The following is a 14183-nucleotide window of genomic DNA, read 5'->3' as shown; positions in this document are numbered from 1 at the left end:
CACAATGGCATGGGGTCCGCCGCAATTCGCCCGGGCAAATTGACGCCGCAATTTCAGGTGACTATGCGACCTGCAACAAAGGCGCTCTCGATAGCACCTTTTCCATCTTCGAGATCGTGAGGAGCCAGATCTTGACCGCATCGCTTTCGGTGCCGTTGTCCGCACAGGGCATCGCCACATCCGCCACCATTCATGCCAACTTCGGCACCGCCGCGCTCGTCCAGGAAGCCCTGCAACGGGGTGAGGGCAAGCTGACTAAGGACGGTGCCCTGCTCGTCGACACCGGCAAGTTCACCGGTCGCAGCGTGAAGGACAAGTACGTCGTGCGCGATGCGACGACCGAGGGGTCGATCAACTGGGGACCCATTAACCAGCCGATGGACCAGGCGCACTGGGATGTGCTGAAGGCGGATTTCCTTGCCGAGCTGAAGGGCCAGGATGAACTGTTCGTGGCCGACCTGTTCGGCGGCAGCCAGCCGGAATATCGCGTCAACGTGCGGGTCATCAACCAGCTCGCCTGGCACAACCTGTTCATCCGCACGCTGCTGGTGCGGCCCACTGCCGACGAGCTAGCCGGATTCGAGCCTGAATACACCATCATCAATCTGCCCAGCTTCAAGGCCGACCCCGAACGCCACGGTTGCCGCAGCGACACGGTGATCGCGGTCAATCTGACCGAGAAGATGATCCTGATCGGCAACACCGAATATTCGGGCGAGATGAAGAAGGGCGTTTTCGGCCTGCTCAACTACCTGCTGCCGGCGCAGGGCGTCATGCCCATGCACTGCAGCGCCAACATCGGTTCCGACGGCAAGAGCGCGATCTTCTTCGGCCTTTCCGGCACCGGCAAGACGACGCTTTCCGCCGACGCCAGCCGCACGCTGATCGGCGACGACGAGCACGGCTGGTCGGACGAGGCGATCTTCAATTTCGAGGGCGGCTGCTACGCCAAGATGATCAACCTCTCGGCCGAGGGCGAGCCGGAGATCTACGCGACCACGAAGATGTTCGGCACGATCCTCGAGAACGTGACGATGGACGAGCGCACGCGCGAGCTCGACTTCACCGACGACAGCAAGACCGAAAACACCCGCGGCGCCTATCCGATCGAGTTCATCCCGAACACGAGCGAGAAGAACCTCGGCCCGCCGCCGTCCAACGTCATCTTCCTCACCGCCGATGCCTTTGGCGTGTTGCCCCCGATCGCGCGGCTGACGCCGGACCAGGCGATGTATCACTTCCTCTCGGGCTACACCGCCAAGGTGGCGGGAACCGAGATCGGCGTGACCGAGCCGACCGCGACGTTCAGCACCTGCTTCGGCGCCGCGTTCATGCCGCGCCACCCTAGCGTCTATGGCAACCTGCTGAAGAAGCGCATTGCCGAGGGCGGAGCAACCTGCTGGCTGGTCAACACCGGCTGGACCGGCGGGAAGTACGGCGTGGGCAAGCGGATGCCGATCAAGGCCACCCGCGCGTTGCTCAACGCCGCGCTCGACGGTGACCTCGACGATGTCGAATTCCGCAAGGATCCCAACTTCGGCTTCGACGTGCCGGTCAGCGTTCCCGCGCTTGAAGCGCAAGGCATCGACCAGACGATCCTCGACCCGCGCAGCACCTGGACGGACAAGGGCGAATACGACGCCACCGCGCAGAAGCTGGTCGAGCTGTTCGTGGAGAATTTCCGCCAGTTCGCCGAGCATGTCGACGAGGGCGTGCGCCAGGCCGCTCCGCAGGCTGCCTGACGCTCTCACGGATTTCGAGTTGGAGAGGAGGACCCCGCCCGGCTTCGGCCGGAGCGGGGCCTATTTTTGCGGCCCGTGCGTTGATGCGGCGACCCTTCCAGCAATCGGAGACTTCCCCATGAGCCTTGCCCAAGCCCTGCAGCAATCGGGCGCCATCGACGCAATGGCGCGCGAGCTCGGCGTCGACCAGAACACGGCGCGCACCGGTGCCAACGCGCTGCTGCCCGCGATCGTGGCAGGTATGGGGCGCAGCTCTGCCGGTAGCGCGGGCGCGGCGGCTGACCCCTTGGGCGGGCTCGGTTCGATCCTCGGCGGTGCCCTTGGGGGAGGCATGGGCGGGGGCCTGCTCGAGGCGGTGCTGGGCGGCAGCCCGACGCCGGTGAAGCAGGGCAACGACATCCTTGGCGAAATCTTCGGCAACAAGGACGTCAGCCGCTCGGTCACGAACGAAGCCGCCCAAAGCACCGGGATCAGCCAGGATCTTCTAAAGAAAATGCTGCCCATCCTCGCGATGGCGGCGCTTGGCTATCTTGCCCAGCGAGGGCGTGGCGGGACCGGGGGTGCGGCGGCCGCTCCTGCCGGCCCCGACCTCGGCGGCATTCTGGGTTCGATCGTCGGAGGCCTTACCAAGCGGCGCTAGCGCACCTGCCAGCGGGCTTCATTGACGGGCAATGTGGCGCAGCGCACAAGCGCTGCGATGAAGCCGTTCACCATCCTCGCAATTGGTGCCGGGCTTGCCCTGAGCGCCGCGACGGGGCTGTCCCCGTCGGCGCAGGTCGCAGCGCCCGTCGCCGCGCCGGTCGTCGGGCAGGACGCCGCACCCGCCGTGGTGGTCGCCGACCCGGTCATCGTCGCCACCTATCCGCATGACAGCGCCGCCTTCACGCAAGGGCTACTGTGGCACGACGGCGCGTTGTACGAGAGCACCGGGCGCGAGGGGCAGTCACAAATTCGCCGCCTGACCCTGACCAGTGGCTTGGTCGAAGCGAGCGCCGCACTTCCCGCCGAACAGTTCGGCGAGGGCCTGGCGCTGTGGGGCGATACGCTCGTCAGCCTGACGTGGACGGACAAGGTCGTGCATCGCTGGGACCTCGCCACGCTTGCGCCCATCGACACGCGCGCCTTTCCGTTCGAGGGTTGGGGGCTGACCGAGGACGGCACGCACCTGATCGCTTCGGATGGCTCCTCCACGCTGCGCTTTCTCGATCCGGAAACGCTGGAGGTCGCGCGCGAAGTGGTGGTGACGCTGGGCGGGCGCGAGGTCGACCAGTTGAACGAGCTCGAATTCATCGACGGGCAGATCGTCGCCAACGTGTGGCACACGGGCTTCCTGCTGTTCATCGATCCGGCGAGCGGCGTGGTGCGCCAGGTTGCCGACCTGCGCCCACTGGCGGAAGCGAACCGGATGGCCGATCCCGACGCGGTGCTGAACGGCATCGCTTGGGATGCTGATGGGCAGCGCCTGTTCGTCACCGGCAAGCTGTGGCCGCGGCTCTACGAAATACGCCTGGAGCCGCGCGAGGGAGCCGAGGTCACCGCGCGCTAGGCAACGGTTACCCGCCCGCGGTCCCGATGAAGCGTCCGATGTTGCCCGCCAGCACGTCTAGCGGGGTGTTGCCCGCATCGACCACCGCCTGGTTGAAATCGCGCAGGTCATACCGCGATCCGAGCGCCGCCATCGCCCGCTCGCGCTGGCGCAGGATTTCCAGCTTGCCGACCATGTAGCCGCAGGCCTGCCCCGGCCAGCTGCAATAGCGATCGATCTCGCGCGCGCTGTCCTCGCGCGATTTGCCCAGGTTTTCGGCATAGAAGGCGATCGCCCGCTCGCGGTCCCAGCCCAGCGCGTGGATGCCGGTGTCCACCACCAGCCGCACGGCGCGGAAGGCCGCATCGTTCATATATCCCAGCCGCCATGCGGGGTTGTCATCGTAGGCGCCCAGTTCGTCGGCCAGCTGCTCGGAATAGAGCGCCCAGCCTTCGGAAAAGGCGTTGAACGCCAGGATCGCCCGGATCAGCGGCAGCTGGTTGGAATATTCGCCTTCCCAGACGTGACCGGGAATGGCCTCGTGGTGGGCGAGCGTGGGCAGTTCGATCTGTCGCAGGTCTTCCATGTTGCCAAGGTTGATCCAGAAGATGCCGGGACGCGACCCGTCGATGGCGGGCGCGCCGCCGTAGGCACCCGCGGCGCCAGCCTCCTCGTTCACCGGAATCCGGCGGACCTCAACCGCGGGGTCGATCACGCGGCGAAAGGCGCGCGGCATCTGCGCGCGGATCCAGTCGATGCGCTCTTCAAGGAAGCTGATGACCTCGGCACGGCCGGTATCGCCGGGAGAGAACTTGAACCGGTCATCGTCGCCGAGCTGCACCATGCGCTGGCCGGGATTGCCGCTTGCATAGCCCAGATCGCGCAGCAGCGGGTCCATCCGGCCGTGAATGTCGGCCAGCGTATCCATGCCGAGGCGGTGGATGTCCTGCGCGGAGCGGTCCGTCGTGGTGGAGGACTTGAGCGCCCAGCGATACCACTCCTCGCCGCCGGGCTGCGCGTTCATGCCGGGCGCGCTGCGGGCCATGCCGCGCTGGGTCTGCAGTTCGGCCAGCTGCACGCCGAGCGCCGGAGCGACGCCGCCGGTGACGAGGGCCTGCGCACGGTCCCGCCAGTTGCCCGGGATGCCTTCTTCGCGCGTGCGGCGCACCAGCGATTCGACCAGTGAACCGCCTTGCGCGGCGTCGTCACGCTGGGCGCTTACCGCGGTAATCGCCTTGTCGAGCAGGAAATCGGGTGGCACCACGCCCAGGCTGCGCGCCTGCCGGATGCGCTCGAGCTCGCCCCTCATCACGCCCGGGATGGCTTCCAGTCGCGAGAGGTAGGCCTCTGCATCTTCGCGCGTCTTGATCGGGTGTTCGGAATCGAGGAAGCGGGGAATGTCGTTGTAGGCGCCCACGTTCTGGATGACGACATAGGGCGCAGTGCGCCAGGTGCCGACGGGAATGTCGCCATAGGGCAGCGCGAACCCTTCGAGCGCCGTTGAATAGGCGCTTTCGACGACTTCGAAGCTGGTTCGCGTGGCCGGGTCCAGCCCATCCCTGGGGAACGCGCGGGCGCGCGCCAGATCGGCGCGCAGGGTCGCGGCATAGGCATCCTGGCCGGCGGGGGTGGCATCGGCCAGTCGTCCGCGCAGGTAGGACTTTGCGCCCGTGTCGACCGCCAGGCTGGTGGCGCGGGCCGGTTCGTGTTCCAGCAGGTTCCAGGCAAAGCTGTCGAGCAGTGCGGCGGCGCTCTGGGCCGGGGCAGCGGGCGTGGTGACGCAACCGGGCAACACGGAAAGCGCGGTGGTAGCACCCATCGCGCCGATCAGCTGGCGACGGGAAAGCGAGAGATCGAAGGGCTTGTGCATGGGGCAAGTGGTTGCGCAAGCAACCGCTTGCGTCAAGCGAAAGGCCGCGCCACCATGCGCGGCATGACCGATCTCATCATCTCGATCGTGGTGCTCGCCGCGATTGCCATGTCCGCCGCGGCAGTGGTGGCGTGGCGGCGCGGACACAGGAAGCAGGCGGGTCTGATGGCCCTGCTGGTGCTGACGATGGCCGCCAACGTCGCCATCTGGCTGGCCCCGACGTCGGACGGCGACACGCTGGCTGGTGCTGCCGCCCGAACCCGATAGGTGCGGCGGGCTGGCTGCGCCTATTCGGGAATCTGCCAGCTGACGCTGCCGGTATAGGTACCGACGACGCGCTCGCCCGAGGCATTGGTCGCGGCATCGAAACGCGCGCGGGTCTGGATCAGACGGCACGTCGCGGTGTCGAGCCCGGCATGACCGGTGCCCGCAGTGATCTCGCAGGCATCCACCCGGCCATCCGTGCCGACGATGAGGCGATAGCGCGCTGTCCCCTCGCTTTCGCGAGTCAGTTCGCGGCGCGGATAGTCGTCGTTGGTGAACCATCCGGCCGGCCCGTTGCGCGGAATGGCGGCGACGGGTGCGATGACCGGGCTGGGGGAGGGTGATGGCCGGGGGGCGACCACTGGCCCGCGATCAACCGTGGGGCCGGGTACGAAGAAGGTGTCCCTCGGCACACGGTCGGTAATTGGTGCGACTGTAATGGGGTTGCTCGGCGCAAGTTCCATCGGCGGTTTCGGCGCGACCCGCGGCAGGTAGGCGACGGGCACGTCCGGGGTGGCCGTCTCGATCGGCTCGGGCGGGGGCGGTGGCGGGGGCAGCGGATCGGTCAGATCGATGCCGACAAGCGTCTCATCGTCGATGGTTATCGCGCCGGTCACGGTCAGGCCGGTGACGATACCGAACCCGACCAGAGCATGGATGGCAATCACCGAGACCGCGGCCTTGGCCCGGTCGGCAGGTGTGGCAATGGCGTTGGCATACGACATGGCAGGATCCTCTCAGTTATGTTATACTGTCACGATACCATGTTACATTTACCCAAGCAAGAGCGACCCCGCCAGCCAGGGCTGACGGGGTTTGCGGCACCGGAAATGGCGGGCTTGCGCCGCGATCAGGTGATCGGGCAGCTCGGGTCGAGGCGGAAGTCGAGATACTTGTCGACGGAGGCCATCAGCTCGTCGGTCTCGTTCTCGAAGAAGTGGTTCGCCCGTGGAATCTCGTCGTGGTGGATGGTGATGTGCTTTTGCGTGCGCAGCTTTTCCACCAGCTTGGTCACCGCCTGCGGCTGCACCACCGTGTCCGCCGTTCCCTGCACGAAGATGCCGCTGGCCGGACACGGCGCCAGGAAGCTGAAATCGTACATGTTGGCGGGCGGGGCGATGGAGATGAAGCCGCGGATTTCAGGGCGGCGCATCAACAGCTGCATCCCGATCAGCGCGCCAAAGCTGACGCCGGCGACCCAAGTCACCTGCGCTTCAGGGTGGATCTGCTGCACCCAATCGAGCGCGCTGGCCGCATCCGACAGCTCGCCAATGCCGTTGTCGAAGCTGCCCTGGCTGCGGCCCACGCCGCGAAAGTTGAAGCGCAGGGTGGCAAAGCCGCGGTTCACGAAGGTCTTGTACAGCCGCTGCACGATCCGGTCGTTCATGGTGCCGCCGCCCTGCGAGTGCGGGTGCAGGATCATGGCAACGGGCGCGCGCGGCCGCGGTCCGGGGTTGAAACGACCTTCGAGACGGCCTTCGGGGCCGGGAAAGATGACATGCGGCATGGGCGGATATGGCCTTGCTGGAATGGTGGCCCGCCAAGGCAGCCGGGATCGACTGGCGCGGCGGAAGGTGGCGGCTATATAGGCATGGTGCCGAAAATCGCAATTCTTCTGACATGAGCCGTATCTATCTGGATCACGCCGCCACCTCGCCCCTGCGGCCCGAGGCGCGAGCGGCGATGGAAAAAGGCTTCGCGATGTGGGCCAACCCGTCCAGTCCGCACGCAGAGGGCCGCCGCGCCCGCGCCGCGCTGGAGGATGCGCGCGAACGCTGCAAGGCGGCGCTGGGCTGGCAGGGCGAACTGATCTTCACCAGCGGTGCGAGCGAGGCGGCACGACTGGCATTTGACGATGCCGTTGTTTCCACCAGAGCGCTCAGCGGCGTCGAACATGACGCCATCTACGGCTTCGTGGCGAGCCGGGGCGCACAGGAACTGGGCCTCGTCGATGGCTGTCTCGCGCTGCGTGCGGACATCGCATCGCGGTCGCTGGTAGCGGTGCAGCAGGTCAATTCCGAAACTGGCACTCGCCAGGACATCGAAACGATCGCCAAAGTCGTTCATGGCAGATACGGGTCCCTGTTCGTCGATTGCGCGCAATCCGCTGGCAAGCTGGCCGTCCCAGCGATGGCCGACATGGTCATCGTCGCGGCGCACAAGTTCGGCGGTCCCATCGGTATCGGCGCGCTGCTGGTCAGGGATTTCGCCATGCTCAAGCCCGCAGGCGGGCACGAGCGCGGCTACCGGCGGGGGACGGAGAACCTGCCCGGCGCGATGGGCATGGCCGCCGCGCTGGAAGCGGGCGACTGGGCGACGAGCCCGGAACAACGGTCAGCATTCGTGGCGGGGTTTGGCGACAGCGTGCTGCGCATGGGCCAGCAGGTCGATTACATCGTGCCCCTCACGCACGCGTCAATGAGCGCGCAGGCCCTGCTGATCCGGCTCGACGCGCTGGGTTTCGCAGTTTCGGCAGGCAGCGCCTGTTCGTCCGGATCGCTCAAACCCAGCCGTGTGCTCAAGGCCTTCGGTCTCGACGACGACACCGCCCGGCGCACGATCCGTGTCTCCCTGGGGTGGAACACCACAGCGGCGGAGCTGGACGCATTTGCGCAGGCCTGGGCTTCGCTCTAGGGGCGGGCGATGATCTACCTCGACAACCAGGCCACCACGCCGCTGGCGCCCGAGGCGCGCGATGCCATGTTGAAATGGCTGGATACGGCGGAGGGCTCCGGTTTCGGCAATCCGCACAGCCCGCACCGCATGGGCCGCATGGCCGGCGCGGCGATCGATTTCGCGCGCGAGCAGGTGGCCGGCCTGCTGCCGCCGGGCGGCACGGTGCATTTCACCGGCAGCGCGTGCGAGGCGATCAACCTCGCCATGCGGGGGGCGGGCGGCGATGGCCCGATCAGCGTTTCCGCCATCGAGCACGCCGCCGTTTATGAAACGGCCGAGGCGCTGGGCCGCCGCCACCTGCTCAACGTCGCCGCGAACGGACAGTGCAATACCAGCCAGAGCCTGCCGCAGGGCACGCGGCTGGTCTGCGTGATGCAGGTCAACAACGAGATCGGCACGATCCAGCCCACCGTCGAATGGCACCGCAAGGCCAAGGAACACAACGCCCTGTTCCTGTGCGACGCCGTGCAAAGCTACGGCAAGATGGAGGTGACGGGCGCGGACATGATCGCCATTTCCGCGCACAAGATCTATGGCCCCAAGGGCATCGGCGCGCTGTGGGTCCGGCACGGGCTGGAACTCGATCCGCAGATCACCGGCGGTTTGCAGGAAGGCTATCGCTCGGGCACGCTCAGCACTGCGCTCGTCGCCGGATTCGGCGCGGCGGCGGCGGTGGCAAAGGAGCGGATGGACGATGACGCCGATCATGCCGAGAAGCTGTGGACCCGTGCGCGCGCCATGTTCGCCAGCAACTGGGCGCTGAACGGTGACGAAGACACGCGCCTTCACGCCAACCTCAACGTGCGTCGCAGCGGGCTCGACGTGGCGCGTCTGATGAGCGAATGTCGCGACGTCATGTTCTCTGCCGGCAGCGCCTGTGCCAGCGGTTCGGGCAAGACCAGCCATGTGCTGAAAGCCATCGGCCTGTCGGACGAACAGGCGAAGAGCTCGATCCGCATCGGCTGGGGCCGCTACACCACGATGGAGCAGCTTGAAACGGGCGTTGCCGCCATTCTCGACGCGGCGAACGGGCAATGACGCAATCCGTGAAAGTCCACTTCGTCACCCGCAAGGGCGAGCGGATCGACGCCGAAGCCGCCGTCGGCGATCGTCTGCTCGAAGTGGGGCAGGCGGCCGGTTTGCCGCTGGAGGGCACGTGCGAGGGCCAAATGGCCTGTTCCACCTGCCACGTGATCGTGGCGCCCGAATGGTTCGGCAAGCTGCCTGCGCCCAGCGAGGAGGAGGAGGACATGCTCGACCTCGCCGCCGACGTTCATGCCACCAGTCGCCTGTCGTGCCAGATCGTGCTGTCCCCTGCGCTCGACGGGATCGCGGTTCGCATTCCCGCGGACAGCAACGATGCGCAAGGGTTCTGATCCGTGCCAGCGTCGATTAACATTGGCGCGGCTAGCGCGTGGTCGTAAGGACCCCGCCGCCGTCCCCCCAACCCGGTAAGCCATCATGACCTCGCGCCACACCACTCAATTCCGCACCCTTGACGATGGCGAGCAAAGCGTTGCCGTCCCCCGGCGTTCGTGGACCGACACTGCCTGGCGCATCGGCTTCGGTGCGATCGGCTGGCCGTGGCTGGCGATGAGCCTGTGGGGCGGCACCAAGGCCAGCAAGCGCGCGTTGCTGAAGCGCGTGGGGCTGGCCGACGATGCCTTGCCCAACCTGGGCAGCTGGAAGGCGGACACGGGCTTTCTCCACCGCATCGTCGATGCCGTTGAAGAGCTGCGGCCGCAGGTGGTGGTGGAGCTTGGCGCGGGCGCATCCACGCTGGTGTGCGCGCGGGCGCTGGCATTGAACGGCGGCGGCCAGCTCTACAGTTTCGACCAGCACGCGGGTTTCGTGGACGCGACGCGCAACTGGCTGCGCGAGGAAGGGGCGTCGGCCCGGTTGCAGCACGCGCCGCTGCGTGCGGAAATTCCGGGATGGTCCGGCACCTGGTACGATCTGCCCGAGGTTCCGGCGCAGATCGACCTGCTCATCATCGACGGCCCGCCGTGGACCGTGCATCCCACCATCCGCGGTGCTGCGGAAAGCCTGTTCGACCGCCTTTCGCCCGGTGCCATCGTGCTGCTTGACGATGCGGCGCGCCCGGGTGAGCGGATCGTCGCCCGGCGCTGGCGCAGCAACTGGCCGCAGATGCGGTTCGAACGCGTGTCGGGCAGCACCAAGGGCACACTGGTCGGTCACCGGCTGCGTTCGGCTGAGGTCTTGCCGTTTCGTGCCAGCCGCGGCAGTGCGCCGCTCGCCGGATGGAAGCGCGCCGCCATGGTCGCCGCCGCCTTCGGGGCAGGCTGGCTCGCCAACGACCTGGGCGTCAGCACCCAGCCGGCGAGCGCAGCGAACTTCATTGCCGAGGCCGATGCATCCTTCGATGCGAGCGAGGCGCGCAGACGCATGGCATCGCAGGTGGACAGTGCACTGCTGGACCGGACGGAGATTGAACGGGCAACCGGTATTGCGCTGCCAGCCGTGCCATCAGGTTGGCGGGTCGAGGACGTGCAGGTGTTCCCATCGGACCTGGGCGTTTCGGTGGCGGTCGCTTTCCGAACCGGCGAGGGCGAGAGCTTTTCGCTCTTCGCCACGCGCGCCGAAACGCCGGCCGAACGGCTGCCCTTGCTGACCCGGCAGGACGGCCGCTCGCTTGCCTACTGGGAAGAAGGCCCGTTCGCCTTTGCCCTGTCAGGAGAGATGCACGCCGAGGCTGTCCTGCGGCAGGCGGCTGTGCTCGCCAGCCGCTAGGACCGCCTGCAAGCGATCAGCCCACCGCCGCGGGACCCACGGCAAGCCGCTGCCTGAGCCAGCGCAGGCCCAGCAAGCCGCCTAGCACCGGTATGCCAACCGTCGCCAGCAGAATGGCAATGGCCGCCAGAGAGCCGAGAATCCCACCGACTGCACCGAATGCGCCGCGCGCCGGTGAAAGAAATTCAATGCCTACTGGCGCGGCGCTTTCGTAGCTTACCGTCATCCGGCTCATCGCCACGCGCGCATTTCACTTTTCGTTTGACCCAGCCGCCAAAAGGCCCTGCCGCTCGGTCGAGCGACGGGGCCTTCCGCGAACTGACGGTGAAAGCCGATCAGGCGATTTCGGCAGTCTCGGTTTCGAGCAGGTCGATCAGCGCCTCGCAGAAGGCGGGAATGTCGTCCGGGTTACGGCTGGTCACGAGGTTGCCGTCGACAACGGCCTTGTCGTCCACCACGTCGGCACCGGCGTTTTCCAAATCGGTGCGCACCGACGGCCAGCTCGTCACCTTGCGACCGTCGACGATGTCGGCTTCCACCAGCAGCCACGGGCCATGGCAGATCGCCGCGATCGGCTTGCCTGCATCGTCGAAGGCGCGAACGAGTTCGATGGCCTTGTCTTCCATGCGCAGGATATCGGGGTTCATCTGGCCGCCGGGCAGAACGAGGGCATCGAAATCGCTCTCGTTGGCGTCGGCGAGCGCCATGTCGACCTTCACGCTGTCGCCCCAGTTATCCTGGTCCCAGCCCTTTATCTCGCCCTCTTCCGGGCTGACGACGATGCATTCGTAGCCCTGCTTTTCCAGTGTCGCCTTGGGCTGTTCCAGTTCGGATTGCTCGAAACCGTTGGTGGCGAGGATCATGATGCGCTTTGACATTGGGGAAAGGACCTTTCTTTGAATTAGCCTTTGCTCGCCCAACGGATGGGGAAAGAGGCGGTTTCCGAACTGTCAGCCGAACGGTGACGGTGATAGGGCGAGCCGCATGGCAAGCCCTCCCGACGACACGATTACGCCCGACGAGCCCATTGCCGAGGAAGGGATCGAGCGCGAGCCGTTCGAAAGCGCCCTGTCCGAACGGTACCTGGTCTACGCCCTCTCCACGATCACCGCGCGCTCGCTGCCCGATCTGCGCGACGGTCTGAAACCTGTTCACCGCCGTATCCTGTGGGGCATGCGCGGGCTGCGGTTGTCACCCGACAGCTCGTTCAAGAAGTCCAGCCGCGTCGTCGGCGACGTGATGGGCAAGTACCACCCGCACGGCAACGTGGCGCTCTACGATGCCATGGTGCGCCTCGCCCAGCCATTTTCGCTGCGCTATCCGCTGGTGGAGGGGCAGGGCAATTTCGGCAACATCGATGGCGATGGCGCGGCGGCCGAACGCTACACCGAATGCCGCCTGACGCGCACCGCGATGCAGCTGATGGCCGGGCTGGACGAGGGCACGGTGAACTTCGTGCCGACCTACAACAACGAGGAGGAGGAACCGGTCCTTTTCCCTGGGTTGTTCCCCAACCTCCTCGCCAACGGGTCGAGCGGGATCGCGGTGGGCATGGCCACATCCGTGCCCAGCCACAACGTGGCCGAAGTGCTCGACGCGGCCGAGCTGGTGTTGTTCAACAAGGACGTCACCCATGCCGAACTGATGGCCAAGTTCCAAGGTCCGGACTTTGCCACCGGCGGGCTGGTGGTGGATAGCGCCGCGGCCATATCCCACGCCTATGAAACCGGGCGCGGCAGTTTTCGCCTGCGCGGCAGGTTCCATGCGCCCGAAGCCGACAGTGACACCAACCGGCTTGCGGGGATCGAGCGCGCGAAGGGCGGCGGCTGGCAGCTGGTCATCAGCGAAATCCCCTACCAGGTGCCCAAGGGCAAGCTGATCGAGCAGATTGCCGCGCTGATCGGCGATCGCAAGCTGCCGATCCTGGAGGACGTGCGCGACGAGAGCGACGAGCATATCCGCATCGTCCTGGTGCCGCGCAGCCGCAACGTCGATCCGGAACTGCTGAAGGAAAGCGTCTACAAGCTCACCGATCTGGAGACGCGTTTCAGCCTCAACCTCAACGTGCTCGATCATACGCGCACGCCGATGGTGATGGGGCTGAAGGAACTGCTGACCCACTGGGTGGCGCACCAGATCGACATCCTACAGCGCCGCAGCCAGCATCGACTGGCGAAAATCGCCGACCGACTGGAGCTGGTCGAAGGTTACATCATCGCCTTCCTCAACCTCGACCGGGTGATCGAGATCATCCGTACCGAGGACGAGCCCAAGGCCGTGATGATGGCCGAATTCGCTCTGACCGACCGCCAGGCCGAGGCAATCCTCAACATGCGGCTGCGCAGCTTGCGCAAGCTGGAAGAGATGCAGCTGCGCGGCGAAAAGGATGACCTGCTGAAGGAACAGGGCGAGCTCGAGGCGCTGCTGGCCAGCCCGATCAAGCAACGCAACCGCCTGAAACGGGACATGGCCGCGCTGCGCAAGGACTATGCCGAAGAGACCGCGCTGGGCCGCCGCCGCACGACCATCGCCGAGGCCGCCCCGACGGTGGAATACGATCCGGGCGCGATGATCGAGAAGGAGCCGGTCACCGTCATCCTGAGCCAGAAGGGCTGGGTGCGCGCGGCCAAGGGCCACGTCGACCTGGGCACGGACGGCGCGGGCGATTTCAAGTACAAGGAAGGCGACGGGCCGGCCTTTGCCATCCATTGCCAGACGACCGACAAGCTCCTCATCGCCGGCGACGACGGGCGTTTCTTCACGCTGGGGGCGGACCGGCTGCCCGGTGCGCGCGGTTTCGGCGAACCGGTGCGCAACACGCTCGACATCGATGCGAGCGCGAAGATCGTGAACCTGGTGGTGCACGAAAGGGACAAGCAGCTCCTGCTCGCCAGCACCATCGGCAAGGGCTTTGTCGCCATCACCGACGAGCTGCTGGCCGAAACGCGCAAGGGCCGCCAGGTGGTCAACCTGAAAGCCGGCGCGAAGCTGCTGGTGGTCCGTCCCGTCGCCCCCGCACACGATCATGTCGCGGTGGTGGGAGAAAACCGCAAGCTGGTGGTCTTCGCGCTGGAGGAGATGCCGGTGATGAGCCGCGGGCAGGGCGTGACCCTGCAACGCTACCGCCCGGGGCCGGGTGGCGGCGGCCTGTCGGATGCGACCACGTTCACGCTTGCCGATGGGCTCAGCTGGGCGATGGGCGGCGATACGGGCCGCACGCGGACGGAGAATGAAATCGGTATGTGGAAGGTCGCCCGCGGCGCGGCGGGCCGCCTGCCCCCGCAGGGTTTCCCGAAGGACAACACCTTTTGACGCGATAGGATCAGGCGACGCAAAAAAAGGGGCCGGCGGATCG

14 protein-coding genes are annotated in these 14183 nt (G+C 66.5%); 9 read left to right on the top strand and 5 right to left on the bottom strand.

Translation table 11 applies throughout. The annotated features are described in order from the left end of the window. Nucleotides 1-131 precede the first annotated feature (131 nt). The 3 genes from GRI62_RS08095 to GRI62_RS08085 all read left to right on the top strand — a co-directional run bounded on the left by GRI62_RS08095 (nt 132) and on the right by GRI62_RS08085 (nt 3288). A complete protein-coding gene (locus tag GRI62_RS08095) occupies nt 132-1742 on the top strand; it encodes a phosphoenolpyruvate carboxykinase (RefSeq protein ID WP_131452832.1) in 1611 nt (536 codons plus the stop codon). A gap of 118 nt (nt 1743-1860) precedes the next feature. Beyond that, entirely contained in the window at nt 1861-2382 is a 522-nt protein-coding gene (locus GRI62_RS08090; RefSeq protein WP_131452831.1) for a DUF937 domain-containing protein, read from the top strand. A gap of 57 nt (nt 2383-2439) precedes the next feature. Next, nucleotides 2440-3288: a glutaminyl-peptide cyclotransferase gene (locus GRI62_RS08085; protein ID WP_131452830.1), complete on the top strand. Its 849-nt coding sequence runs from the start codon at nt 2440-2442 to the stop codon at nt 3286-3288. A gap of 7 nt (nt 3289-3295) precedes the next feature. Here GRI62_RS08085 and GRI62_RS08080 read toward each other — a convergent pair whose 3' ends face one another. Beyond that, nucleotides 3296-5137 carry a DUF885 domain-containing protein gene (locus tag GRI62_RS08080; RefSeq protein ID WP_131452829.1) on the bottom strand — a complete coding sequence of 614 codons (1842 nt, stop codon included), beginning with the start codon at nt 5135-5137 and terminating at the stop codon, nt 3296-3298. A 63-nt stretch (nt 5138-5200) separates the two neighbouring features. Here GRI62_RS08080 and GRI62_RS08075 point away from each other — a divergent pair, with 63 nt between their 5' ends. Beyond that, nucleotides 5201-5404 (top strand): hypothetical protein, encoded by a 204-nt coding sequence (locus tag GRI62_RS08075; RefSeq protein WP_131453828.1) that lies wholly within the window; start codon nt 5201-5203, stop codon nt 5402-5404. Between the two features lie 20 nt (nt 5405-5424). Here the strand turns inward: GRI62_RS08075 and GRI62_RS08070 are convergent, their stop codons facing one another. Together GRI62_RS08070 and GRI62_RS08065 are read right to left on the bottom strand one after the other, a co-directional pair. After that, nucleotides 5425-6126, bottom strand: a complete 702-nt coding sequence (locus GRI62_RS08070; protein WP_131452828.1) for an energy transducer TonB — start codon at nt 6124-6126, stop codon at nt 5425-5427. Nucleotides 6127-6251: 125 nt separating this feature from the next. Beyond that, nucleotides 6252-6908, bottom strand: a complete 657-nt coding sequence (locus GRI62_RS08065) for an alpha/beta hydrolase (RefSeq protein WP_131452827.1) — start codon at nt 6906-6908, stop codon at nt 6252-6254. Nucleotides 6909-7021: 113 nt separating this feature from the next. On the opposite strand from GRI62_RS08065, the gene GRI62_RS08060 reads away from it, so the two are divergent. The 4 genes from GRI62_RS08060 to GRI62_RS08045 all read left to right on the top strand — a co-directional run bounded on the left by GRI62_RS08060 (nt 7022) and on the right by GRI62_RS08045 (nt 10828). Next, nucleotides 7022-8035 (top strand): cysteine desulfurase family protein, encoded by a 1014-nt coding sequence (locus GRI62_RS08060; protein ID WP_131452826.1) that lies wholly within the window; start codon nt 7022-7024, stop codon nt 8033-8035. A gap of 9 nt (nt 8036-8044) precedes the next feature. Then, nucleotides 8045-9115, top strand: a complete 1071-nt coding sequence (locus GRI62_RS08055) for a cysteine desulfurase family protein (protein ID WP_131452825.1) — start codon at nt 8045-8047, stop codon at nt 9113-9115. Continuing rightward, on the top strand, nt 9112-9453 hold the full coding sequence (locus GRI62_RS08050) for a 2Fe-2S iron-sulfur cluster-binding protein (RefSeq protein WP_131452824.1): 342 nt from the start codon (nt 9112-9114) through the stop codon (nt 9451-9453). Before GRI62_RS08055 ends, GRI62_RS08050 begins: the two co-directional genes overlap by 4 nt. 85 nt (nt 9454-9538) lie before the next feature. Beyond that, nucleotides 9539-10828 carry a class I SAM-dependent methyltransferase gene (locus GRI62_RS08045; RefSeq protein WP_131452823.1) on the top strand — a complete coding sequence of 430 codons (1290 nt, stop codon included), beginning with the start codon at nt 9539-9541 and terminating at the stop codon, nt 10826-10828. Nucleotides 10829-10844: 16 nt separating this feature from the next. On the opposite strand, the gene GRI62_RS08040 is transcribed toward GRI62_RS08045, so the two are convergent. Then, nucleotides 10845-11063: a hypothetical protein gene (locus GRI62_RS08040; RefSeq protein WP_131452822.1), complete on the bottom strand. Its 219-nt coding sequence runs from the start codon at nt 11061-11063 to the stop codon at nt 10845-10847. 100 nt (nt 11064-11163) lie between these two features. After that, the gene (locus GRI62_RS08035; protein WP_131452821.1) at nt 11164-11706 is read right to left on the bottom strand and encodes a type 1 glutamine amidotransferase domain-containing protein; all 543 of its coding nucleotides are present in this window, start codon (nt 11704-11706) and stop codon (nt 11164-11166) included. Nucleotides 11707-11812: 106 nt separating this feature from the next. On the opposite strand from GRI62_RS08035, the gene parC reads away from it, so the two are divergent. After that, complete coding sequence (parC, locus tag GRI62_RS08030; RefSeq protein ID WP_131452820.1) at nt 11813-14140, top strand: DNA topoisomerase IV subunit A; 2328 nt, start codon at nt 11813-11815, stop codon at nt 14138-14140. Nucleotides 14141-14183: the final 43 nt, after the last annotated feature.

This window comes from Aurantiacibacter arachoides, from assembly GCF_009827335.1.
GTDB classification, from domain to species: domain Bacteria; phylum Pseudomonadota; class Alphaproteobacteria; order Sphingomonadales; family Sphingomonadaceae; genus Alteraurantiacibacter; species Alteraurantiacibacter arachoides.
Note: the sequence above shows the minus strand (reverse complement) of the source record. Positions and strands in the feature narration are given on the sequence as shown.